General features: G+C 69.2%; 18 protein-coding genes, 1 tRNA gene and 2 pseudogenes. 5 read left to right on the top strand and 16 right to left on the bottom strand.

Features of this window, described 5'->3' with window-relative positions:
- Window positions 1-20: 20 nt before the first annotated feature.
- On the bottom strand, window positions 21-767 hold the full coding sequence (locus ACQY4O_RS02800) for an RlmE family RNA methyltransferase (protein WP_428374718.1): 747 nt from the start codon (window positions 765-767) through the stop codon (window positions 21-23).
- A 281-nt stretch (window positions 768-1,048) separates the two neighbouring features.
- On the opposite strand from ACQY4O_RS02800, the gene ACQY4O_RS02795 reads away from it, so the two are divergent.
- A tRNA-Gln gene (locus ACQY4O_RS02795) sits at window positions 1,049-1,122 on the top strand.
- 13 nt (window positions 1,123-1,135) lie between these two features.
- On the opposite strand, the gene ACQY4O_RS02790 is transcribed toward ACQY4O_RS02795, so the two are convergent.
- From ACQY4O_RS02790 to ACQY4O_RS02745, 10 genes and pseudogenes are all read right to left on the bottom strand, one after another.
- Window positions 1,136-1,582: a PIN domain-containing protein gene (locus ACQY4O_RS02790; protein ID WP_428374717.1), complete on the bottom strand. Its 447-nt coding sequence runs from the start codon at window positions 1,580-1,582 to the stop codon at window positions 1,136-1,138.
- 560 nt (window positions 1,583-2,142) lie between these two features.
- Window positions 2,143-2,691 (bottom strand): annotated as a pseudogene (locus ACQY4O_RS02785) (SDR family NAD(P)-dependent oxidoreductase); the annotation flags it as partial.
- Window positions 2,688-3,647, bottom strand: coding sequence for a sugar-binding transcriptional regulator (locus ACQY4O_RS02780; protein ID WP_428374716.1), 960 nt, complete (start codon window positions 3,645-3,647; stop codon window positions 2,688-2,690). The pseudogene ACQY4O_RS02785 and the gene ACQY4O_RS02780, both read right to left, overlap by 4 nt.
- Before the next feature lie 11 nt (window positions 3,648-3,658).
- Entirely contained in the window at window positions 3,659-4,423 is a 765-nt protein-coding gene (locus ACQY4O_RS02775; protein ID WP_428374715.1) for an SDR family oxidoreductase, read from the bottom strand.
- 173 nt (window positions 4,424-4,596) lie between these two features.
- Entirely contained in the window at window positions 4,597-6,111 is a 1,515-nt protein-coding gene (locus ACQY4O_RS02770) for a sugar ABC transporter ATP-binding protein (RefSeq protein WP_428374714.1), read from the bottom strand.
- A 224-nt stretch (window positions 6,112-6,335) separates the two neighbouring features.
- Window positions 6,336-7,271 (bottom strand): sugar ABC transporter substrate-binding protein, encoded by a 936-nt coding sequence (locus ACQY4O_RS02765; protein WP_428374713.1) that lies wholly within the window; start codon window positions 7,269-7,271, stop codon window positions 6,336-6,338.
- Between the two features lie 69 nt (window positions 7,272-7,340).
- Window positions 7,341-8,360: an ABC transporter permease gene (locus ACQY4O_RS02760; RefSeq protein WP_428374712.1), complete on the bottom strand. Its 1,020-nt coding sequence runs from the start codon at window positions 8,358-8,360 to the stop codon at window positions 7,341-7,343.
- On the bottom strand, window positions 8,357-9,874 hold the full coding sequence (locus ACQY4O_RS02755; RefSeq protein ID WP_428374711.1) for an FGGY-family carbohydrate kinase: 1,518 nt from the start codon (window positions 9,872-9,874) through the stop codon (window positions 8,357-8,359). The genes ACQY4O_RS02760 and ACQY4O_RS02755 overlap by 4 nt, the downstream gene beginning before the upstream one ends.
- A gap of 8 nt (window positions 9,875-9,882) precedes the next feature.
- On the bottom strand, window positions 9,883-10,842 hold the full coding sequence (locus tag ACQY4O_RS02750; protein ID WP_428374710.1) for a transketolase family protein: 960 nt from the start codon (window positions 10,840-10,842) through the stop codon (window positions 9,883-9,885).
- Window positions 10,839-11,690: a transketolase gene (locus ACQY4O_RS02745; protein ID WP_428374709.1), complete on the bottom strand. Its 852-nt coding sequence runs from the start codon at window positions 11,688-11,690 to the stop codon at window positions 10,839-10,841. The genes ACQY4O_RS02750 and ACQY4O_RS02745 overlap by 4 nt, the downstream gene beginning before the upstream one ends.
- A 285-nt stretch (window positions 11,691-11,975) precedes the next feature.
- On the opposite strand from ACQY4O_RS02745, the gene ACQY4O_RS02740 reads away from it, so the two are divergent.
- Entirely contained in the window at window positions 11,976-14,234 is a 2,259-nt protein-coding gene (locus tag ACQY4O_RS02740; protein WP_428374708.1) for a putative bifunctional diguanylate cyclase/phosphodiesterase, read from the top strand.
- Between the two features lie 11 nt (window positions 14,235-14,245).
- Here the strand turns inward: ACQY4O_RS02740 and uraD are convergent, their stop codons facing one another.
- Window positions 14,246-15,130 carry a 2-oxo-4-hydroxy-4-carboxy-5-ureidoimidazoline decarboxylase gene (gene uraD / locus ACQY4O_RS02735; protein WP_428374707.1) on the bottom strand — a complete coding sequence of 295 codons (885 nt, stop codon included), beginning with the start codon at window positions 15,128-15,130 and terminating at the stop codon, window positions 14,246-14,248.
- Window positions 15,131-15,167: 37 nt separating this feature from the next.
- Window positions 15,168-16,007: a factor-independent urate hydroxylase gene (pucL, locus tag ACQY4O_RS02730; RefSeq protein ID WP_428374706.1), complete on the bottom strand. Its 840-nt coding sequence runs from the start codon at window positions 16,005-16,007 to the stop codon at window positions 15,168-15,170.
- A gap of 164 nt (window positions 16,008-16,171) precedes the next feature.
- On the opposite strand from pucL, the pseudogene ACQY4O_RS02725 reads away from it, so the two are divergent.
- The 3 genes and pseudogenes from ACQY4O_RS02725 to ACQY4O_RS02715 all read left to right on the top strand — a co-directional run.
- A pseudogene (locus tag ACQY4O_RS02725) lies at window positions 16,172-17,512 on the top strand (nucleobase:cation symporter-2 family protein); the annotation flags it as partial.
- Entirely contained in the window at window positions 17,498-18,109 is a 612-nt protein-coding gene (locus ACQY4O_RS02720) for a 2-oxo-4-hydroxy-4-carboxy-5-ureidoimidazoline decarboxylase (RefSeq protein ID WP_428378082.1), read from the top strand. The pseudogene ACQY4O_RS02725 and the gene ACQY4O_RS02720, both read left to right, overlap by 15 nt.
- Window positions 18,109-19,515 (top strand): 8-oxoguanine deaminase, encoded by a 1,407-nt coding sequence (locus ACQY4O_RS02715; RefSeq protein ID WP_428374705.1) that lies wholly within the window; start codon window positions 18,109-18,111, stop codon window positions 19,513-19,515. Before ACQY4O_RS02720 ends, ACQY4O_RS02715 begins: the two co-directional genes overlap by 1 nt.
- A 117-nt stretch (window positions 19,516-19,632) precedes the next feature.
- Here the strand turns inward: ACQY4O_RS02715 and cax are convergent, their stop codons facing one another.
- From cax to ACQY4O_RS02700, 3 genes are read right to left on the bottom strand one after another with little or no spacing between them, the layout of a single operon-like run.
- Window positions 19,633-20,700, bottom strand: coding sequence for a calcium/proton exchanger (cax, locus tag ACQY4O_RS02710; RefSeq protein WP_428374704.1), 1,068 nt, complete (start codon window positions 20,698-20,700; stop codon window positions 19,633-19,635).
- Window positions 20,701-20,737: 37 nt separating this feature from the next.
- The gene (locus tag ACQY4O_RS02705) at window positions 20,738-21,163 is read right to left on the bottom strand and encodes a hypothetical protein (RefSeq protein ID WP_428374703.1); all 426 of its coding nucleotides are present in this window, start codon (window positions 21,161-21,163) and stop codon (window positions 20,738-20,740) included.
- An 11-nt stretch (window positions 21,164-21,174) separates the two neighbouring features.
- Window positions 21,175-21,909: a hypothetical protein gene (locus ACQY4O_RS02700; RefSeq protein ID WP_428374702.1), complete on the bottom strand. Its 735-nt coding sequence runs from the start codon at window positions 21,907-21,909 to the stop codon at window positions 21,175-21,177.
- Window positions 21,910-22,031: the final 122 nt, after the last annotated feature.

The raw sequence follows: 22,031 nt of genomic DNA, 5'->3' as shown, positions 1-22,031 counted from the left end.
GCCGTCCGGTCAATCTCGTATCAACGCTGCGAGAGCAATGCCCGCAGCGCCTCGGCGCGTTCCGGCCTAAAACCGGTGGCGACCACGTAGAGCTCGCTGGACTCCCTGCGGCTCGCCGGCGGCTTGGCGTGGCGCACCTGGGCGAAGGCCTGCTTCATCGGCAGCAGCATGTGCTTCTCGGAGCCGCCCTGAAACACCTTGGCGACGAAGCCGCCGCCCTCGGCCAGCACCTGGAGCGCGAACTCCAGCGCCAGCTCGGCGAGCGCGATGATGCGCAGGTGGTCGGTCGCGGCGTGGCCGGTGGTGTTGGGCGCCATGTCCGACAGCACCAGGTCGGCCGGGCCTCCGAGCAGGGCACGCAGCCGGTCCGGCAGCCCGGGGTCGTTGAAGTCGCCCTGCATGATGGTCGCCCCGGCCACCGGCTCGACCGGCAGCAGGTCCACCCCCACCACCTCGCGCGCACCTCGCTGCACGGCGACCTGCGCCCAGCCGCCCGGAGCGGCGCCGAGATCGACGATGCGCTGGCCCGGGCGGATCAGCGCGAAGCGGTCATCGAGTTCGATCAGCTTGAAGGCTGCGCGCGACCGGAAACCTTGTTTGCGGGCGGCGACCACGTAGGGGTCGTTGAGCTGCCGCTGCAGCCATTTCTGCTGGGCGGTGGTACGGCCGCGCGCGGTGCGCAGCGAGACGCTCTTGCTGCGGGCGGCGCCGATGCCGTCGATCGCGGCGCCGTTGCCGCCGCCTCCCTTGCCGCCTTTGCGGTTCATCAAGCAGCTCCCGTGCGCAGGCCGGAGCGCGGAGTGCGCGTGACGGCTGGTGCCGCGAGCCCTAGAGCAGCATGAGTTAGTTGGCATCGCTTCGCGATGCCAACTAACTCATAAAGCTGCTCTATTTCACTCTCAAGCGGAGCATGATGCATGCATCATGCTCTAGCACCCCAGGGCGCCGGGCGCATCATGGATGGCAACTCCAGCCGGCGGGAGTTGCCAGAACCAGGCCCGGATGCTAGATGCCGCCCCCCGCGCGGGGCGACGCCGCGCGGGCCGCTTGGGGGATAGTTTAGCGGTAGAACTACCGGCTCTGACCCGGTCAGCCCTGGTTCGAATCCAGGTCCCCCAGCCAGCTTGGTCGGCAATCAGTCAAAGAGCGCCTGCGGTTCATGCAGGTGCATCGGTTGGTCGTCATTGCGGAACGGGTTGATGATCCGCAGTCCATCCTGGACGAACAGACCGTGCTGCATGTCCTCCGACCAGAGGGTGTGGCAATCGGCGTGTACGGCCGAGGCAACGATCATCGCGTCGTAGACGGAAAAGCCGTGGCGTTCGGCAAGCGCCAGCCCGTTATCGTGGATCTCCACCGTAAGCGGATGGACAGTCAGCAGACCACGCAGTGTCGTCAGGAAGGCATTCGTTTCGGACCAAGACATCCGCATCTTGCGACGCGCGACGTTCGTGAACTCGTTCAGGACCTGGACGCTGATCGCGCCGCCGGCGGCCACGACCGCCTCCGCCCCGTCCGCCTTCTCGGCATCTCCCGACGCGAGATAGACAAGAACGTTGGTGTCGAAAAAGCTACCGGGCATTGGCCTCGTCGCGGTCGAACCTGAAGTCGGCGGGAAGCCGGCCGCGGAACGCCCGAAGACGTTCCAGCAGCTCCTCGCGCCCAGGCTTGCGCGCGATGCCGAACTGCCTGGCATCTGCGACATGCACCTCGACCTCGTCGCCTTCCCGCAACTCCAGCGCCTCGACGACAGCGGCGGGAAGGCGAACCGCCAGGCTGTTGCCCCACTTCGCGACGTGCATTAGAGCCCCATTGGATATACGAAACACTCTGAGTATATCCTCGACGGCAATCGGTCAAGGCAATGCGTGCCCAGAGGCTGTTTGCAAACGCCTGATGCTGGATGAGAGCGGCCCGCAGGGACGCGCCCGGCGTGACTTTCCGAGCACCGCAGCGCAGCGGCCTCCCCATACTTGAAAGACGGGGCCGTGAGCAGCGGAGCGGAGGAAAGGCGCGTCGGATCGCCAGTAGCAGGCGTTTGCAAACAGCCGCTACGAGCAGCCTGCCCCAGGCGGCGTCGTTGTAGGCCCACATGTCGGTCTCGATGATGCCGGGGCAGAACGCGTTCACCGTGATCGCTTCGCGGGCGACCTCCTTGGCGAGGCTCTGGGTGATGCCGACGACGCCGAACTTGCTGTCGGCGTAGGGCGGCGTGAAGATGAAGCCCTGCCGCGCCTGTCCCGACGCCGTGTTGATCAGCCGACCACCCTGCTTGTGCCGGCGTATGCGCGCGATCGCCTCGCGGCAGCACAGGAACACGCCCTTGATGTTGACCGCCAGCACCCGGTCCCACTCCGCCTCGGTCATCGCCTCGATGCGTGCGATGGTAATGATGCCGGCATTCTGGATCGAGATATCGACCCGGCCGAACGCCGCCTCCGCGGCGTCGTAGAGCCGGCCCACATCGTCCGCCGACGTCACGTCCGCCTCGCAGGCCACCGCACGGCCGCCATCACGCGCGATGCCGGCTGCCACGTCGTGCACCGCCGCCTCGTTGGCGCTCAGCACCACCGACGCGCCGTCACGCGCCAGCCGCGTGGCGATGGCGGCCCCGATGCCACGGCTGGCGCCGGTGATCACGGCAACTTTTCCCTCCAGGACAGCGGTTCCCGGAATGCTCTGCTCCCTCATGATGGGGCGGCGTCGAGACGCGCCGCCGTGAACTGGTCCGTCACCAGCACGTCGATGAAGCGGCCGCGCAGCGCACCCAGCAGCGCCCGCACCTTGCGCGCCCCGCCGGCGACGCCGATCACGCGCGGCACCCGTTGCAACTGCTCCAGCGTGATGCCGATGACGCGCCCCTCGACCGGCGAACGGATCGGCGCTCCCTCGCTGTCGAAGAAATGCAGGCAGATATCACCCGCCGCACGCAGCCGGGTCAATTCACGCAGTTCGGCGTCGGTGAAGATGTTGCCGCTGTCGGCCAGCAGCTTCGACGGCTCAACCGCGCCGATGCCGATCAGCGCCATGGTCAGCGACCCGAATTCCGCCATCGTGCTTGCAACGTAAGGGTCAGCCACCAGCGCATCACGCGCGCTGACGCTGCCGGCGACGCCCTGGGTTGCCAGCAGCATCGGCGCGGCGCCGGTCAAGCGCGCCAGGCGCGTCGTGAGCGTCGTGGCATGCGCCTGCACCGCCGGATTGCCCATGCCGCCCAGGATCTGCACGACGCGGGCGGCGCTGTGGCGGCCGGGATCGAGATTGTCGACCGTCCGCCGCAGGCTTTCGCTCCATGACGAGATCCCGATCACCTCGCCCGGCTGGAAGGTCATTCCCAGGTATTGTGCCGCCGCCTCGCCGATGCGGGCCAGGATCTGCTCCTCCCGGTCCTCGGCGCATTCCGCGATGACCATCTCGGTGAGCCCGAAGCGCGACCGCAGCCGCTCCTCGAGTTCGGGGAACGTGCCGGACGGCGCCTCGACGGAGATGCGCACGACGCCCTCGTCGCGGGCGCGTTTCAGCAGGCGCGACACGCCGGCCTGCGAGATGCGCAGCCGTTTTGCGATGTCGCTCTGCTTGATGTCATCGAGATGGTACATGCGCGCAACCCGCGCGATCAGTCGCAACTCGTCGGAGCGCGCCGCCATCCGGGATCAGCCTACCAGCAGCAGAAACCGCCATCCACCAGCAGATCGACCCCGGTCACGAAGGACGCCGCCTTCGACGACAGGAACACCGCCGGCCCGACCAGCTCATCGACCTGCGCCATCCGCCCGAGCGGGGTGTCGGCCTCGAACTGCTTGACCTGGTCGGCAACCTCCGAGCGGATGTTCATCGCGGTCGCGGTATAACCCGGGCTGATCGAGTTGACCCGCAGCCCACGCTCCGCCCACTCCATCGCCAGGCTCTTGGACAGATGGATCACCGCAGCCTTGGCCGAATTGTAGTGCGCCTGCAGCAGGCCGCGATTGACGATGATGCCGGACATGGAGGCAATGTTGACGATCGAGCCGCCGCCGTGCCGCAGCATCGCACGCGCCTCCGCCTGGCAGGACAGGAACACGCCCGTCACGTTGATGTCGTACATGCGCTGCCATTGCGTGCGCTGCATCTCCTCCGCCGGCGCCGCATTGGCAATCCCGGCGCAGTTCAACGCCACCGACAGCGGCCCCAGTCCCGCCTCCAGCGTCGCCACCGCCTGTTCAACCGTTTCGCCATCGGTGACATCGCCCACCAGTGCGAGACTGCGCCGGCCAATCGCAGCGATACACGCGACGGTCTCCTGCAGGCCGGCGCTGGACGCGAGATCGAAGCAGCCGACATCGGCCCCCGCCTCGGCGAGCCCGACCGCAACCCGCTGCCCGATCCCGCTACCGGCACCGGTCACAAGAGCAACGCGCCCGGCAAGGCTGAACAGTTCCATTGATCCTCTCCCCAAGAGACCGTTTGAGAATGTGCTACGGCGAGTCAGAGGTGCCAAAGGCGCCGCCCGTCGTGGCTGTCGAGAACCGGAGCGGAGCGGCCTGATTGGCCGTGAGCACCGGAAGCGCAGAAAGCCGCGTCGGATGACCGCCGTAGTGCATTCTCAGACGGTCTCTATGCTGTTGCCAGTTCCATGACACGTATGTTGCTTGCCTCGCTCCGGTCCAGCACGCCCATCTGCCGGCCGCGCGCCAGCACCATGACCCGGTGCGCGAGGCCGAGCACTTCCTCAAGATCGGACGACACCACGATCACCGCCATGCCCTCGGCCGCCAGTGCTGCGATCACGTCATAGATTGCGGCGCGTGCGCCCATGTCGATGCCGCGCGTCGGCTCGTCGAGGATGAACACGCGCGGGCTGCGCGCGACCCAGCGCGCGATCACCAGCTTCTGCTGGTTGCCGCCGGACAGCGACCCGGCAGTCTGCTCCGGCCGCCCCTTGACGCCGAGCCGGCGCACCAGTCCCGCCGCGAACTCCCGCGCCCGGCGCGGCGACAGCCAGCCGGCCCGCGCCAGCCGGTCCATGTTGCCAAGCGCGAGGTTGTCGGTGATCGAATGGTCGAGCACCACGCCCTGCCCCTTGCGATCCTCGGGCACCAGCACGATGCCGGCGCGGATCGCGTCGTCCGGATGGCCGGTGCGCAGCCGGCGACCGTCCAGCGTGATGGTCCCCGACGCCACCGGATCGGCGCCGGCGATCGCGCGCACCAGCTCCGTGCGACCGGCGCCGACGATGCCGGCGATGCCGAACACCTCGCCGGAATGCACGGTGAAATCGACGTCGCGGAACGCGCCGGCGGCCGAGGTCAGCCCCTCGACACGCAGCACCTCCGCTGTTCCGGGCACGCGGCGTTCGGGAAAGATCCGATCGATCGAGCGGCCCACCATCTCGCGCAGCAGCACCGGAACCGGCACCTGGGCGGTGTCGTGCGTCGCCACCAGCTGGCCATCGCGCAGCACCGCGATGCCGTCGGCGATCTGCGCGATCTCCTCCAGCCGGTGGCTCACATAGAGGAACGAGAAGCCCTCCTGCTTCAGCCGCCGCACCTGCTCGAACAGGCGCTCGGTCTCGGCGAGCCCGAGGGCTGCGGTCGGCTCGTCGAGGATCAGCAACCGTGCCCGCAGGGTCAGCGCCTTGGCGATCTCGACCTGCTGCTGGGCGGCGACGCTGAGGCCGCGCACCTTGCGCGTCGGCGACACGTCGAGACCGAGCCGCAAGAGCTGCGCCGACGCGCGGCGGTTCATGCTGTCGCGATCGATGCGGCCGCCGCGCATCGGCAGCCTTCCGACAAACACGTTCTCGGCGATGCTGAGATCCGGCAGCAGCCGCATCTCCTGGTGGATCAGGCCGATGCCGGCCGCCATCGCATCGGCGGGACAATGCGGCACGTATGCAGCGCCCTCCCAGAGCATGCGGCCGGCATCGGGTGCGGTGAGGCCCGCGATGATCGCGGACAGCGTCGACTTGCCGGCGCCGTTCTCGCCGAGCAGCGCCAGCATGCGGCCTTCGTGCACCTCGAGGTCGATGCCATGCAGCACCCGCACCGTGCCGTAGCTCTTGGTGATCCCCTGCAGCGACAGCCGCACCGCCGCCTGGCGGGGATCGGGTTCCAAACACGGTGACAACATGTCGGTGTTCCTTGCAGAAGCCGCCTTGATCTCAGAGCTTGTTTGAAAACCCCTGATGCTGGATGAGAGCGGGCCGCAGGACCGCGGCCGGCGCGACTTTCCGAGCACCGGAGCGGAGCGGCCGCCCATGCTTGAACAGTGGGGCCGTGAGCAACGGAGCGGAGGAAAGGCGCCCAACCTTGAAAGCCGGGGATCGCCAGCAGCAGGCGTTTGCAAACAAGCTCTCAGGGGTGCTGGGCGATGAACGGTGCCACGTTGGCCTTGGTGGTCAGCACCGCCGCCTGCAGCTGCAGCGGAGGCACGGTCTTGCCGGCGATCAGGTCGAGCGCCGTATCGAGTGCCAGCTTGCCCATATAGCGCGTCTTCTGCGTCATCGTGGCGGCGAGCGTGCCCTTCTGCACCGCCTTCAACCCGGCGACATCGCCGTCGAAGCCGACGATCGTCACCGGATGGTCGAGGTTGCCGACCTTCACCGCCTGTGCCGAGCCAAGCGCCAGCCCGTCGGCGCGGCCGAAGAACACGGTGATGTCGGGATGACGCTGCAGCATGTCCTGCGCGATCGAGAAGCCCTCGCTCTGCGACCATTCCTGGCTCGGCTGCTGCGCCACGATCTTCAGGCCGGGGCAGGCCTGCACCGCTGCGTTGAACCCCTTGGCACGGTCCTGTTCCGGCGTGGTGCCGATCTGGCCCTGGATGATCGCGACGCGGCCGCGGCCCTGCACCGTCTTGCAGACGAAGTCGCCGAGGATGCGCGCGGCATGCACGCTGTCGGTGGCGATGAAGCTGTTGGCGGGCGCGTCCGGCGCGTTGCGGTCGACCGCGATCACCGGGATATGCGCCGCCTGCGCCGCGCGCACCGGCACGCCGGCGGCGGTGGCGCCGGCCGGGATGTAGATGATCGCCTTGACGCCGCGGGTGATCAGATCCTGGATCTGGTTGACCTGGGTTGCGGAATCGCCGTGCGCATCCACCACGACCAGCTGCACGCCGCGCGCGCGCGCCTCGGCGGATACCGACTGCTTGATCTGGTTGAAGAAGTCCGCCTGCAGGTTGGCGACCGCGAGGCCGACGGTGGTCTGCGCCTGGGCGGTAGCGGGCAGTGCAGCGGCGAGACTTCCCGCAGCCAGGATGGTGCAGGCGAGCGATGCGAGCTTGGACATGTCGTTTCCTTGTTTGATTGAAGCCGCCGGGGAAGTTCTAGATCGTCAAGCGGAGCATGATCGATTGGATCATGCTTGGCGCCGGCGCATGGTGTCGAAGGTTACCGCGACCGCGATCACGCAGCCGATCACCACCTGCTGGATGAAGGGGGAGATGCCGAGAAGATTGAGGCCGTTATGCAGGACGCCGATGATGAAGACGCCGACGACGGTCCCGGCGATGCTGCCGATGCCGCCCGAGAGGCTCGCGCCGCCGATCACCACCGCGGCGATGGCGTCGAGTTCGTAGCCGAGGCCGGCCGAAGGCTGCGAGCTGTCGAGGCGGGCCGCCATCACCGCGGCGGCGACGCCGGCGAGCAGGCCCGATGCGACATAGACCGCGACCGTGAGCCTGGCGACCTTGATCCCGGCGAGACGCGCCACTTCCACGCTGCCGCCGATCGCATACAGGTTGCGGCCGGTGGTGCGATACCGCAGAAAGATCCAGCCGGCGATGGACAGCGCCACGAACAGCCCGACCGTCGCCGACAGCACCCCGAGATGCCGCTCGGTGGCAAGCCCGGTGAACCAGTCCGGGTAGCCGACGATCTGCTGCCCGTCGGTGGTGATGTTGGCAAGCCCGCGCGCCACCGACATCATCGTCAGCGTCGCGATGAAGGCCGGCAGCCGCGCCCGTGTCACCAGCAGGCCGTTCACCAGGCCGCACAGGCCACCGGCGGCGATGCACAGCACCAGCCCGAGCCAGAACGGAATGCCGTAATCCTGCGGCAGCCAGCCGAGCACCATGATCGACAGGGCGAGGATCGATCCGACCGACAGGTCGATGCCGCCGATGATGATGACGCCGGTCATGCCGAGTGCCAGGATGCCGAGCGTGGTGATCTGATCGACCACGTTCAGCGCATTGCGCAGCGACAGGAACACGTTGCTGCTCAGCGCGAACACCACGCAGAGCAGCACCAGCCCGATCAGCGGCCCCTGCGCGCCGCCGACGAGGCGCCACAGCCGACTGTGGCCGGCCTGCCGCGGCTCCTCCTGGCCGGGAGCCGGGATCGGCCGCATGGCAGCCGGCTTGTCCTGGACGCTCATCGCGCGATCTCCTTGGGGCCAATCTCCCTGACGGCGCGGCTTCCGGCCCGCGCGACCGCATCGTACCATTGCCGGACTCGTTCGCGGCTCGCGGGGCTCTCCGATCCGGGCTCGAAACGGTCACGTGGCCTGGGCAACGCCTCGAGGTCTTCGCGCGACCACAGGCCGCCGGCGAGACCGGCCAGATGCGCCACCCCCAGCGCCGACAATTCCGGTTCCGAGGCGCGCAGCACCGGGCGGCCGATGCGGTCGGCCTGCATCTGCACCAGCCCATCCGAGCGCATCGGACCGCCATCGACAAACAAGGTGCTGACCTCGCCGACCGAGTGCGCGATCGCCTCGACCAGGTCGCCGACCTGATTCACCACGGACTCCAGCGCGGCGCGCGCGAGCGCTGCCCGCGACGTGCCGAGGGTGAGGTTGCTGAGCAGGCCGACCGCGTTGCGATCCCACCAGGGTGCGCCCAGGCCGCCGAACCCCGGCACCAGCACGACGCCGTCGCTGGCCGCCGCCAGGCCCATCGCGACCAGCGCCGGCACCTCGACATCGAGGATCGAGGCCAGCCAGCGCAGTGTCGCACCCGACGACCGGATATTGCCTTCCGCCGCGTAGGCCGGCCGGTCGGTCATCCAGCCGATGGTCAGGCACAGGCCGGCCTGCAGCTCGGAGGGATGCGCCAGCAGCCCCATCACCGAGGAGCCGGTGCCATAGGTCGCCTTGACCTGGCCGGGTGCCAGGGCGCCGTGGCCGAACAGGGCGGCGTGGCTGTCGCCCATCACCGCATGCAGTGGCGTGCCGTCCGGCAGCGGTCCGAGGCCACGCGTCGCCGGGAACGGCCCGGTGGAGGCAACGATCCGCGGCAGGCAGGCGCGCGGAATACCGAACAGGGCCGGCAGGTCATCGTCCCAGTCCACCCTGGCCACGTTGAGCAGCTGGGTACGCGAGGCATTGCCGGCCTCGATCAGATGCTCGCCCGACAGGCAGGCCAGCAGCCAGCTATCGATGGTGCCGAGGCGGATCGCACCCGCCTTCGACCGCACCCGGTCCGGATCATGCGCGTCGAGCAGCCAGCTTGCCTTGACCGCGGAAAACATCGGATCGAGCGGCAGGCCGGTGCGCAGGCGCACCAGCTGCTCGGTCGCGTCCGAGCGCAGGGCATCGCAGAGTTCGGTGCCGCGCTGGTCCTGCCAGGAGATCACCGGGGACACCGGCTCGCCGGTCGCGGCATCCCAGAGCAGCACGCTCTCGCGCTGCGTGCTCAGGCCGACCGCCACGATCGCCCCGGCCTGCACGGCCCTTGCATCGACGCCGTCGAGGCAGCGCCGGACCGCCTCGCGGACACTCGCCCAGATCTCCCGCCCGTCCTGCTCGACCCAGCCCGGCTTCGGATGCCGCTCGGTCAAGGGTGCCGAACCGCGTGCGACGAACCGGCCGGCCGCGTCGATCAGCGCGCTCTTGGTGGCACTGGTGCCCTGGTCGATCGCCAGGATGAACGGGCCTTGGCGCGAGGGCACCGGCATGATCAGGCCAGCAGCCCGCGTGCGGCATCGGCGATCCCGGCCGCGTTCAGGCCGAAATGATCGAGCAGGAAGCCGGCACTCCCGGTCGGCGCGAAGTGCGGCACGCCGAGGATGCGCATGCGCACCGGATGCTGCTGCACCACCAGTTCCGCCACCGCGGCGCCCAGGCCGCCGGTCGCGATCGCCTCCTCCGCGGTCACGATCCCCCGGGTCTCGCGGGCCGCCGCCAGCACCGCCTCGTCGTCGAGCGGCGCGATCGTCGCCATGTTGAGCACACGGGCCGAGATGCCCGAAGCCGCCAGGCGTTCGGCGGCCTCCAGCGCACGCGAGACCAGCACGCCGGTCGCGATCAGCGTCACATCCGTGCCCTGCCGCAGCGTCAGGGCACGCCCCGGAACGAAGGCGGCGTCCTCGGGCGTCACCGCCGGCACCTTGAAGCGCCCGATGCGCATATAGACTGGCCGCTGCGCGCCGGCGGCCCAGCGCAGCGCATCGGCCGTCTGCTTCGGATCGGCCGGGTTCAGGATGGTGAGGTCGGTCAGCGCCCGCATCCAGGAAAAATCCTCGATGGAGTGGTGCGTCGGGCCGAGCTCGCCGTACGACAGGCCCGGGCTCTGGCCGCACAGCACGACATGGTAGTTGTTGTAGGCGATGTCGGCCTTGATCTGCTCGAGCGCGCGCGCGGTCAGGAACGGTCCGGCGCAGGACACGAACGGGATCAACCCGGCATTGGCGAGGCCGGCGGCGACGCCGACCATGTTCTGCTCGGCGATCCCGACATTGACCAGGCGGTCGGGAAACTCCCTCTGGAATGCCACGAGGTTCGAGGATCCGACAGAGTCGTTGCAGACAGCGACGATGCGGCGATCCGCGCGCGCCAGCTCGGCGAGCGTCTCGGCGAACGCGACGCGGCAGTCGAAGGTCGGCGTGGCCCCACCCGTTGCCGTGCTTATCTCGTTCATCGGGCCGCGAGCTCCGCGAGCGCCTGCTTCGTCTGCTCGACCGAAGGCACCTTGTGGTGCCACTCGACGCGGTTCTCGATGAACGAGACCCCCTTGCCCTTGATCGTGTTGGCGATCACGCAGCGCGGCTTGCCGGCAGGGGGGGCCTCGAAGGCGGCCAGCAGGGCCGCGTGGTCGTGGCCATCCACCTCGAGCACCTCCCAGCCGAAGGCGCGCCACTTCGCGTCGAGCGGATCGAGCGTATTGGTGGCCTCGGTGCCGGCGCCCTGCTGCAGGCGGTTGCGGTCGACGATGGCGGTCAGCGAGGACAGGCCGCGGTGGCCGGCATACATCGCGGCCTCCCAGTTGCTGCCTTCCTGCAGCTCGCCGTCGCCGAGCACGACATAGGTGCGCCAGTCGGCGCCGGCGATCCGCGCGCCGGTGGCGCAGCCGACGCCGATCGGCAGTCCATGGCCGAGCGGGCCGGTATTGGCTTCGACGCCGCGCACCTTGCGCCGGTTCGGATGGCCGTTCAGCGGCGAGAGCGGCGCCATGAACCGGCCGAGCAGATCCGGCTCGAAATAGCCGGCGCGCGCCAGCACCGAATAGAGCGCCGCCGAGCAATGTCCCTTGCTGAGGATGAAGCGGTCGCGCGCGTCCCAGTCCGGCTCCGTGGCCCGGTAGCGCATCACCCCGAAGAACAGCGTGACCAGGATGTCGGTGACCGAGAAGTCGCCCCCGATATGCCCCATGCGCGGACCGGTGATGGTGTTGACGATGGCAATGCGTGTCTCGGCGGAGAGCTCCCGCAACCGCGCCAGGCGCTCCTGGGACGCGGTTGCAGCCGAAATGGCGGCGGGCGCTGTCATGGCTGGCTGTTCCTGATCCGATGGCGCGGGCGGTCCGCCCATCCCGGTGACCCTACCCGTCTCATGAATATCTATTCATGGTGAATTTCCTATTCAGGTTGCGGGGAGATCGAGCCGGCGTCAAGCGGGAATCGGAGCGAGGCCATCCCCTCGTCTTCCAGGGGCCGCGGCACCCGGGCTTGAAGCAACCGGGATTTAAGATCGCGACGGCGCGACGGCGCCATTAAGCAGATCGTAACGCTCGCGGCCTCAATCTGCCTTCCGGCGAAGGGGGATCACGCTGACATGTCGCGCCCGTTCGACCTCAGGGCCATCAAGACGCTGGCCGCGGCCGCGGTCTCGGCCATCCTCCTCATCATCATCAGCCTGCCGGTGCTGTCCGCACGGATCGACGACCAGGCACGCGAGCGGGAACGCACGTTCGTCGCGGCCAGCATCGCCCGGGAGACGGACGTGCTGCGCAACCAGGTCGGATCGACCGCGAACTGGGATCCCTCGGTCAGAAATATCGACTACCGGTTCGACCCTGCCTGGGCACAGAGTGAACTGACCTCGCTGAACGACCGCGACATCACCAGCCGCCTGGTTGTCGTCTTCGATGCCGAGGATTCGATCCTGTTCGCCCGCGAACGCGCCGTGGCACTCCCCGGCAGCAGGGCGCAGGCCGTGCGGCAGGCGACACAGGGCCTGATCCGGACGATCCGGCAGCGCGATGCGGCGCGACGGGCGGCGTCTCGCGCGCCTGGCGGCGCGGCCGGCGAGGCCCGGAACGCCGCCGGCTGGATCGACGACAGCGGCACCGTGCTCATCCTCGGGCGTCCGTTTCTCGTCGTCGCGAGCCTGGTCGGCTCCGATTCCGGGACGCTCGCGCTCTCGCATCGTCGCGCGCCGATCCTGCTGCTTGCATCGGACCTGCAGAGCGCCATCATCCCGCAGGTCAATCGCCGGCTGCACCTGAACGGTGCCGAGCTGGCAACGGCGGTCCCCGGCGTCGGCCGCGCGTCGTACCCGTTCCTGGACGGGAACGGACATTTCGCCGCCGTCTTCTCGTGGCGGCCGGATCATCCCGGCACGACGCTGCTCCACGAAGCGCTGCCGCCGATCTGCATCGTCGTCGGCGCGCTGCTCGGCGCGGTGCTTCTCGCCTACCGGCAAGGGCTGCAAGGCACCCGCATCCTGATGGCCAGCGAGGCCCGCGCCACCCGGCTGTCGCTGCATGACGGCCTGACCGGGCTGCCGAACCGCAGGCACCTGACCGACCGCCTCGACCTCGCACTTGCGCAGACCGGGCAGGCGGACGGCGCCGTCTGCCTCCTGCTGCTCAATCTCGATCGCTTCAAGCCGATCAACGACACCTACGGATATCAGTGCGGTGACGAATTGATCCAGGAGGTCTGCCGCCGGCTCGTGCAGTCCTGCCGGGCCGGCGAGATCTGCGGACGCTTCGGCGGCAACGAGTTTCTGATCATCGTGCAGGACAGCCGGACGAACCCGGTCGGAGCATCGGCGCGCAAACTCGCCGAGCGTGTGCTGCGGCGTCTCGCGGAACCGATGACCCTGTCGGCCGCCACCCTGCGCGCCACGGCGTCCATCGGGATCAGCGTCAGCCGGCCGGATTGCCGCGGGTCGGGCGACCTGCTGCGGCAGGCGGACCTCGCGCTGCTGAAAGCCAAGTCGTCGGGCGGCGGCGGCCTGCAACTGTTCGATATCGACATGGATGCGGCGCTCGAGCGCCGGCACATGCTGGAGCGCGACCTGCGCGAGGCGCTGGCCACCGGCGCCATCACGGTCGCCTACCAGCCGCAGTTCGACCGCGAGCAGATGGTCGGCGTGGAGGCCCTGGCGCGCTGGACGCACCACACGCTCGGGCCGGTCTCGCCGGCGGTGTTTGCGCCGCTTGCCGAAGAATGCGGCCTGATCGCCACCCTCGGCCTGCATGTCATGCGCCAGGCCTTCATCGACAGCCGCCGCTGGCCGCATCTGCGGGTCGCCATCAACGTCTCTGCTCGACAGCTCCAGCTGCCGGGCTTCGTCGCCTCCGTCGATGACGCGGTGACCCAGGCCGGGATCGATCCGCGCCAGTTCGAGCTCGAGATCACCGAGGGCGTGCTGGTCGCCAACAATGCCGAGGTGCGCCACACCCTGCAGACCCTGCACGGCATGGGCTTCACCATCGCGCTCGACGATTTCGGCACCGGCTATTCGAGCCTGAGCTACCTGGCGCGTCTGCCGATCGACAAGATCAAGGTCGATCGCAGCTTCGTCTGCAGGCTGCCGGATGACCGGCAGGCCGACCTGATCATCCGGGCCATCGTGCAGCTGGCGCGAGCCCTCGAGATCGACGTGATCGCCGAAGGCGTCGAGACACTGGCCCAGCAGGAGATGCTGTCGCTCGCCGGCTGCACGCTGACCCAGGGATTCCTCAAGGGCCGCCCGATGCATGCGGACCTGATCGCGCCGGTCTTGAACGCGCCAGTCTTGAACGCGCCGGTCCTGATCGCGCCGGTCGCAGCACTCGTGCGGACGACCGCGACCGCAGCCTGACCGTCACCGCCTCAGCTGCCGCGATAGGTGCTGTAGCCGTAGGGCGACAGCAGCAGCGGAATATGCAGATGGCCGCAGCTCGGCGTCACCCGGAAGCGGATCGTGATGCGGTCGTAGAAGCCCGCATCGGCCTGGCCGGCGCGCCAGCCCTCGATATCGAAGCCGATCTCGTAGATGCCGGGTCGCAAGGCGTGGCCGGCGAGCAGCGGCGCATCGCAACGGCCATCCGTATTGGTGACGTGGCTGCACAGCAGCTGACCGTCGCGGCTCAGCGCCAGCGCCAGCCCGACCGCCGGCAAGCCTCGGGCCACATCCAGGACATGCACCGTCAGGAAATCACCCGCCTCGATGCCGGGATTGCCCGGAGCCACGCTATCGTCATCGTCCGGCGCCACGATGTCGTCGAGCCGGTAGCGGGCGATACGCGCCACCTCGCCGAACGCCGTCTCGTATTCCTGGTCGGGTGCATTCGCCAGCCGCCGCTGCATGGCGGCGAGGATCGCCGACGGATCGCGCTGGCCGCGCACGGCGATGATGAAGGGAAACCCGAAGCGTTCGCGATAGCGCCGGTTGGTGTCCTCGAACGCGACCACCGCCATGCTGTCGAGGTCGGTCAGTCCGATGCCGCCCTGCTCGGCCGCCGAGGCCGCCGTCAGGCGGCCAGGCGCCGCCAGCTCGGGATGCCGCCGCAGGAGCGCCAACACGGCGTCCGGCCCGGCTTCGCGGACCGCCTGCACCATCGCCGCATGCAGGGCCTCCACACTGGCGAACGGCCTCGCCGCCCAGGCGTGGTCGGCAACCCAGGCGGAGCGCTCGAAGACGTGGCCGAGCCGGGCGCTGAATGACTGCGGGTCGAGCCCGGACAACGCCGCCAGGCCGATGCGCTGGGGGGTCATCGCGCGCCATCCGGGAGCTCAAGACCGGCCGGGAGGCTCAAGACCTGCCGACGATGCATTCGATCTGTCCATACGGTTCGTCGGTCGGGATGAAGACCATGTTGTCGGACGACAGGCCGAACGGCGCCAGGTTCACCGGCAGGTAGTGCTTGTTCGGGCACGCCAGTCTGACCTCCTCGAGCGCCGGGCAGGCTGCCAGGGCCGCCTCGCCCATGCGCCACAGGCTGTCCTGCACGCTGTGGCTGTAGGTGGTGGCGAACACCTCCAGCATGGTGCCGAGGATGGCGGCGTTGGTGGCCGGGCAGTCGGCCGGAACCCTGGACCAGCGCCAGGTCGCATCCATCGCCGTGGCGGCAATACGGTCGCTGGTGTCGGGCAGCGTGGTGTACTCGTCGCGGACAAAATTCTCCCAGCCGGAGCCGGTGGATTTCATGAAGGTATAGCCGGTGATGCCGGACGTGACCGACACCGCCTCCCGCGTTGCCTCGACCCGGGCATAGCAACGGCCGTTATTGTCCAGGACGAAGCCGTGCGGATGCGGCCGGCCGCCGAAGCTCGCGCGCAGCCATTTCGTCTCGTGCATCGTGACGGTCGCCCGCTCGACCTGCGCATAGCGCTCCAGGAAACCCCGGGCCAGCCGTTCGCCGTACTGCTCCGCGGAGTCCGTCATCGCCTCGCGGGCAATGACGTAGGACATGTTCTTGATAGTGTCGGTGGCGATCACCTGGCGGTTGTCGGCTTCGGTATAGGCGGCCGCGAAGTCGCCCTCGAGCATGGTGTGCACGGTGAGCTCGCGCACCTCGTTATAATCGCCGTCACGATGCACGCGCATGACGCGGACGCGTCCCTTGCCGTAGCTGTTGCGGACCAGTGGCATCGGGATGCTCCTTGCAGGCCGCCATTCTAGACCCTCGCCTCGCAATCGTCATGCCAGAGCCTCGCCCCCGCCCCCACGCGGCCGCCCCTGGCGTGGATCTTGCCTGCCCACCCAGCAGCGCCTCTCCGGGCGTCATCGAGAAGGGCATCGCGATGCGTGCCATCATGCAAGGCGTCGGCATCGCCACGGCCGCCCCGACCCGGCGGGCCGCCATCCATCCGGTCGACGAGGTCCTGCCCGCGGGCAAGCTCGTCCTCTATGGCCTGCAGCACGTGCTCGCCTTCTATGCCGGCGCGGTGCTGGTGCCGATCATCCTGGCCGGCGCGCTGAAGCTCGAGACCGGCCAGCTCATCCATCTGATCAACGCCGACCTGTTCACCTGCGGCATCGCCTCGCTGCTGCAGTCGGTCGGCGTCTGGAAGATCGGCGTCCGGTTGCCGCTGCTGCAGGGCGTGACCTTCGTCGCCGTCAGCCCGATGATCGCCATCGGGCTGGCCGCGGGTGGCGGCACCTCGGGCCTGCTCGCGATCTACGGCTCGGTCATCGTGGCCGGGCTGTTCACCTGCGCCGTGGCGGGCTCGTTCGCGCGGCTGGTCAGGTTCTTCCCGCCCGTCGTCACCGGCAGCGTCATCCTGATCATCGGCGTGGCGCTGCTGCCGGTGGCAGCCAACGACATCGTGCTCGGCCGCAGCCCGAGCGCGATGCAGAACCCGGTGGCGCTGCGCCACCTGCTGTACGCGTTCGGCACGCTCGGCCTGATCATCGCAATCCAGCGCCTGTTCCGCGGCTTCATGGCCACCCTCGCGGTCCTGGTCGGGCTGGTGGGGGGCACCCTGGTGGCGTGGGTGCTGGGCGACGCGCGGTTCGGCGCGGCGGTCGCCGCCCCCTGGGCCGGCGCCACGACGCCGTTCTATTTCGGCATGCCGAGCTTCAGCGTGACGGCCGTCATCTCGATGCTGCTGGTCATGGTGATCACCATGGTGGAGACCACCGGCGACGTGTACGCAACCGGCGAGATCGTCCGCAAGCGCATCGACCCCGAGGACATCGCGCGCGCGATACGCGCCGACGGGGTGGCGACCGTCATCGGCGGCGTGCTGAACTCGTTCCCCTATACCTGCTTTGCCGAGAATGTCGGGCTGGTGCGCTTAACCCAGGTCAAGAGCCGCTGGGTGGTGGCGGCCGCCGCGGTGATCATGCTCATCCTGGGCTCCTTGCCCAAGGCCGCTGCGATTGTCGCCGGCATCCCGCTCCCGGTGCTCGGGGGCGCGGCGCTGGCGATGTTCGCCGCCGTCGCCGTGGTCGGCGTGCAGACCCTGGGCCGCGTCGATTTCAACAGCCACGCCAACATCGTCATCGTCAGCACCAGCATCGGCCTCGGCATGCTGGTGACCGCGCAGCCGTTCGTGGCCGATGCGTTCCCGGCCTGGACGCACATCATCCTCGGCAGCGGCATCACGCTCGGCGCGTCGTCCGCGATCCTTCTCAACATGGTGTTCAACCATCTCGGTGGCGGCAGCGAGGCGGTGGCGGGGCGCCCCAACGACCAGCTGGTGACGCTCGCCGATGTGAACGCCATGGACCGCGCCCGCTTCGATGCGACCTTCGGCGTGCTCGTCGAGAACACGCCCTGGGTGCTGGAACGCACCTACGCGATGCTGCCGTTTGCCGATACGAGCGCGCTGCGGGCCGCGTTCCACGATGTGCTGCTGACCGGCTCGCCGGCCCAGCAGATGCAGCTGATGACCTCGTTTGCCGATCTCGGGCACGAGGACCCCGCGGAGGATCCCTACCGGTCCGACCACGCCCGCGCCGGCCTCGGCGGACTGGCGCCGGCCGAGCGCGAGGAGGTCCAGGCGCTGGCGGCGGCCTACCGCAAGCAGTTCGGCTTTCCGCTGATCATCTGCGCCCGCGAGGTCGAACGCTACGGCCGGGTGCTGGCGAACGGGTGGTATCGCATGGCCAATGCGCCGAGCGTCGAGCATGCGGCCGCCCTGATCGAGATCGCCAAGATCGCGAACCACCGGCTCGACGAGCTGGTCGCCAACGCCAACCCGATCACCTCGGCGCAGCGCGACCGCTTCACCAGGATGACGGCCTGATGCAGGCTGCGGCGCCGACCCTGCTGGCCCGCGGCGCCACCATGCTGGTGAGCATGGATGCGCAGCGGCGCGAGCTGCGCCACGCCGGGCTGTTCGCGCGGAACGGGATCATCGAGCAGGTCGGACCGGACGAAACCCTTCCCGCCACCGCCGACATCGTGCTCGACCTGAGCCACCAGATCCTGCTGCCCGGGCTGGTGAACTGCCATCATCATCTGGACCAGGTGCTGACCCGCAACCTGCCGGCCGGGCAGAACGCCGCTCTGTTCGCCTGGCTCGCCGCGCACTACCGGGTCTGGGCGCGGCGCACGCCGGAGGCGTCGCGTACCGCCACCCTGGTCGGGCTGGCCGAACTGGCGCTGTCCGGCTGCACCACGGTGTTCGACCACGCCTACCTGTTTCGCAACGGCTGCCGCATCGACGACCAGATCGCCGCCGCCGCCGAGATCGGCATGCGCTTCGCGGCCTCGCGTGGCGCGATGTCGCGCGGACAGAGCCGGGGCGGCACGCCGCCCGACGAATGCGTCGAGGACGAGGATGCCATCCTGGCGGACAGCGAACGGGTGATCGCGCGCTATCACGACCCGCGCCCCGGCGCGATGCTGCAGGTGGTGCTCGCACCCTGCTCGCCGTTCTCGGTCACCGAGCGGCTGCTGCGCGACAGCGCGACCCTGGCGCGCAGCCGCGGCGTGCGGCTGCACACCCATCTGTGCGAGACCATGGACGAGGAGCGCTACACGCTGGGCCGGTTCGGCAAGCGGCCGGTCGAGTACATGCAGGATCTCGGCTGGGTCGATGCCGATGTCTGGTACGCGCACGCGGTGCACGTGAACGACCGCGAGATCGCGACTCTGGCGGCGCACGGCACCGGGGTGTGCCACTGCCCGACCTCGAACATGCGCCTGGGCTCCGGCATCGCGCCGGTGATGCGCGCCCTGCAGGCGGGCGTTGCGATCGGCCTCGGCGTCGATGGCAGCGCGTCCAACGACGGCTCGAACATGCTGGCCGAGACCCGGCAGGCGATGCTTCTGGCGCGTCTGGCCCTCGGCCTGGAGACCAACATCGCCCCTGGCCGCGAGCGTCAAGCGGCGGCCTGGATGTCGGCGCGCCAGGCCCTGGAACTCGCCACCCGCGGCGGGGCCGCGGTGCTAGGCCGCGATGATATCGGCGCACTGGAAGTCGGGCGGCGCTGCGACTTCTTCACCCTCGACCTGCAGACCATCGGCTATGCCGGCGGCCTCGCCGATCCGGTCGCCGCCGTGGTGTTCTGCGCCCCGCAGCCGGCGCGCATGACGGTGGTCGATCAGCGCATCGTCGTGCAGGACGGCCGCATCGTGACGGTGGCCATGCAGGCGGTCGTCGCCGAACACAACCGGCATGCCCAGCTGCTTGCCGCTAGAGCATGATCCGATCGATCATGCTCCGCTTGTCGTTTGAGAGAGCAGCTTTATCCGACACTTGGCATCGCGAAGCGATTCCAAGTGATCGGATGCTGCTCTAGCGGCGGCTGACCCGGGCACCGCTCAGACGAAGAAGAAGGCGATCCCGAGCGCCAGATAGACCCCGATCAGCAGCACGCCCTCGAACCAGGTCGTCTCGCCGTCGCCGGCGATCACGTTGACGATGAAGGCAGCGCCGGCGATGGCGAACAGGTCGAGCGGATTGCTGAACACCAGCGTCATCGGGCTGCCGATCAGCCAGGACAGGAGCACCAGCAGCGGCGTCACCACCAGCGCGATCTGGATGGCCGAGCCGATGCAGATGCTCATCACCAGCCCCATGCGGTCCCGGCGGGCGAACCAGACGGCGGAAAACAGGTCGGCGATGGTGCCGACCAGCGCCAGCACGATGACGCCGAGGAACACCGGCGACAAATGCAGGCTGGCGGCGGCCGCGACCAGGGCCGCCGAGATCAGCTCGCTCTCCAGCGCCGCAGCGGCGGTCGCCCCTGCCAGCACGACAAAGCACAGCCAGAGCGGCCACGGCCGGGCCGAGGCCGGCTCGCTCTCCTCGCCGCGTCCGAACAGGTCGCGGTGCGTCACCAGCGTATAGACCAGGTTGCCGCCATAGATCAGCAGCAGCAGCACCGAGATGGCGAGGCTCAGCGCCTCGTCCCGGGCCGCGACATTGCCGGCATGGGCGACCGAGCGGCTGGTGAAATCGAACACCGCCGGCAGCAGCAGGGCGATCACGATGAGGACCAGCATGCTCGAAAGCTGGCCGGCGCGCGCGCGGTTGAAGGTCTGGCGCTCGCGCGAGATGCCGCCGGCGACGATGGCCAGACCCAGGCCGAGCAGGCTGGTGCCGATGATCGAGCCGGTGATCTGGGCGTGCACGACCTCGGCCTCGCCGCGCGCCAGCACGAACAGCGCCAGCAGCAGCTCGGCCAGGCTGCCCAGGCTGATGGTCAGCAGGCCGCCGATTGCGGGCCCGGTATGTCCGGCCAGCTGCTCGGTGGCATCGCGTATCCAGTCGGCCAGGATGCCGACGCCCGCGATGCCGGCCACGAACACCCAGATCGGCGACAGGGCGAGCGCGTAGTGCAGCACCGGTGCGATCGGCACCAGTGCCAGCAGCGCGAGCCGGATCATCGGCGCCTCGCCGCCGCGAGGCTCATCGGCCGCAGGCTCAACGGTTCCAGGCCGGCTTGCGTTTGGACCAGGCCTCCTGGAAGTCGGCGCCCTCGCCGATGGTGTGGGTGCCGGCCTCCGGCAGCTTGACCGACACGGTCCAGCGATCGCCGGAGCAGATGATCGAGAAGTCGAAGCCGCCGGCGTCGGCATTGTCGATCAGGGCCAGCAGCTCGGCATGCGCGCGGTCCGGCAGCGGCTCGATATCCACCACCTTGCGCGCCCGGACCGGCGGCGGCGGCAGCGCCACCAGACGCTGCGGATCGCACCGGCGCAGCGCCTGCTCCGGGAACGTGGCGCGACGCGCGGTGCCGTTGACCTGCCAGACGCAGAGCCAGCCCTCGAAGCCGCGATCCGCGTTGCGCTGCAGGATCGTCATCGGCGGGCCGCCGCGGACCAGCTCGACCAGGTCACCCGGCTTCATCGTCTCCGCCCTCAAAGCCAGCGCCGCAACCAGCTCGGCAGGTGCGAGCGATGCCGGTTGAGCACCACGCCGATGACCTGGCCGCCCAGCCGGTCGATGAGCGTCCTGGCCTGCATGACGGCGGCGCGTGGCGTGGTCTCGGCGCGCACCACCAGGGCGGTGCCGTCGCAGGAGCGCGCCAGCCCGACGGCGCCCGGGTTCGACAGGGCGGCGGGACAGTCCAGCACGACCATCGCGAACCGCTTGCGCAGGGCGTCGAACATGAGCTGGAGGTCCTGCGGCGACATGCCCAGCACCCCGCTCGCTGCGTTCGACAAGCGCGCCAGCAGCAGGTTCGGCCCGAGGCTGCGCAGCGCCGCTTCCGAGGATGCCGAGTCGCGGAACGCGTCGATCAGGGAGGGCGACTTCACCATCTCGGCCGCCGGCGATGCGGCAGGCGCGGAGCAATCGAGCAGCAGAACCGGCAGGCCGATCTCGCGGGCGGCCGCGTCGGCGAGTGCTGAGGCGACGCGGCTGGTGCCCTCGCCCTGCAGGGCTGCGATGACCTGCAGCACGAACGGCCGGTGCTGCTCGTTGAGCGAGGTGATGGCGTGCAGCAGGAGCAGGATCTGCGGGTCCGGCGGCTCGCCGGCCTCGGCCCGGACCTCGGTGGACACCGACATTTTCGCCTTGCCCGGGGAGTTCGGCCCCGTGGCCTCCAGTCCCGTGGCGCCATCAGCCCGGGGCCGGTCGTGGCCATCAGCCATCGTGTGTTCCCGCACCGGTCATGCCAGACACAGCGGGTAGCCGACACCGGGAAGCGATGGCAATGCCTGCCGGCCGAGTGCCACCCCTTGCAGCACGCCCGATCAGGCGATACCGGGTCCGG

Source organism: Lichenicoccus sp. (assembly GCF_965277665.1).
Taxonomy (GTDB): domain Bacteria; phylum Pseudomonadota; class Alphaproteobacteria; order Acetobacterales; family Acetobacteraceae; genus Lichenicoccus.
Note: the sequence above shows the minus strand (reverse complement) of the source record. Positions and strands in the feature narration are given on the sequence as shown.

Bases quoted from the DNA above. Each gene is read 5' to 3' on its own strand.
- ACQY4O_RS02790 (WP_428374717.1), bottom strand. From the start codon at position 1,582: ATGCCCGGTAGCTTTTTCGACACCAACGTTCTTGTCTATCTCGCGTCG.
- ACQY4O_RS02800 (WP_428374718.1), bottom strand. From the start codon at position 767: ATGAACCGCAAAGGCGGCAAGGGAGGCGGCGGCAACGGCGCCGCGATC.
- ACQY4O_RS02700 (WP_428374702.1), bottom strand. From the start codon at position 21,909: ATGGCTGATGGCCACGACCGGCCCCGGGCTGATGGCGCCACGGGACTG.
- ACQY4O_RS02765 (WP_428374713.1), bottom strand. From the start codon at position 7,271: ATGTCCAAGCTCGCATCGCTCGCCTGCACCATCCTGGCTGCGGGAAGT.
- ACQY4O_RS02740 (WP_428374708.1), top strand. From the start codon at position 11,976: ATGTCGCGCCCGTTCGACCTCAGGGCCATCAAGACGCTGGCCGCGGCC.
- ACQY4O_RS02775 (WP_428374715.1), bottom strand. From the start codon at position 4,423: ATGGAACTGTTCAGCCTTGCCGGGCGCGTTGCTCTTGTGACCGGTGCC.
- ACQY4O_RS02715 (WP_428374705.1), top strand. From the start codon at position 18,109: ATGCAGGCTGCGGCGCCGACCCTGCTGGCCCGCGGCGCCACCATGCTG.
- pucL (WP_428374706.1), bottom strand. From the start codon at position 16,007: ATGCCACTGGTCCGCAACAGCTACGGCAAGGGACGCGTCCGCGTCATG.
- ACQY4O_RS02770 (WP_428374714.1), bottom strand. From the start codon at position 6,111: ATGTTGTCACCGTGTTTGGAACCCGATCCCCGCCAGGCGGCGGTGCGG.
- ACQY4O_RS02780 (WP_428374716.1), bottom strand. From the start codon at position 3,647: ATGGCGGCGCGCTCCGACGAGTTGCGACTGATCGCGCGGGTTGCGCGC.
- ACQY4O_RS02705 (WP_428374703.1), bottom strand. From the start codon at position 21,163: ATGAAGCCGGGTGACCTGGTCGAGCTGGTCCGCGGCGGCCCGCCGATG.
- ACQY4O_RS02750 (WP_428374710.1), bottom strand. From the start codon at position 10,842: ATGAACGAGATAAGCACGGCAACGGGTGGGGCCACGCCGACCTTCGAC.
- ACQY4O_RS02745 (WP_428374709.1), bottom strand. From the start codon at position 11,690: ATGACAGCGCCCGCCGCCATTTCGGCTGCAACCGCGTCCCAGGAGCGC.
- ACQY4O_RS02720 (WP_428378082.1), top strand. From the start codon at position 17,498: ATGGTGTTCAACCATCTCGGTGGCGGCAGCGAGGCGGTGGCGGGGCGC.
- uraD (WP_428374707.1), bottom strand. From the start codon at position 15,130: ATGACCCCCCAGCGCATCGGCCTGGCGGCGTTGTCCGGGCTCGACCCG.
- cax (WP_428374704.1), bottom strand. From the start codon at position 20,700: ATGATCCGGCTCGCGCTGCTGGCACTGGTGCCGATCGCACCGGTGCTG.
- ACQY4O_RS02760 (WP_428374712.1), bottom strand. From the start codon at position 8,360: ATGAGCGTCCAGGACAAGCCGGCTGCCATGCGGCCGATCCCGGCTCCC.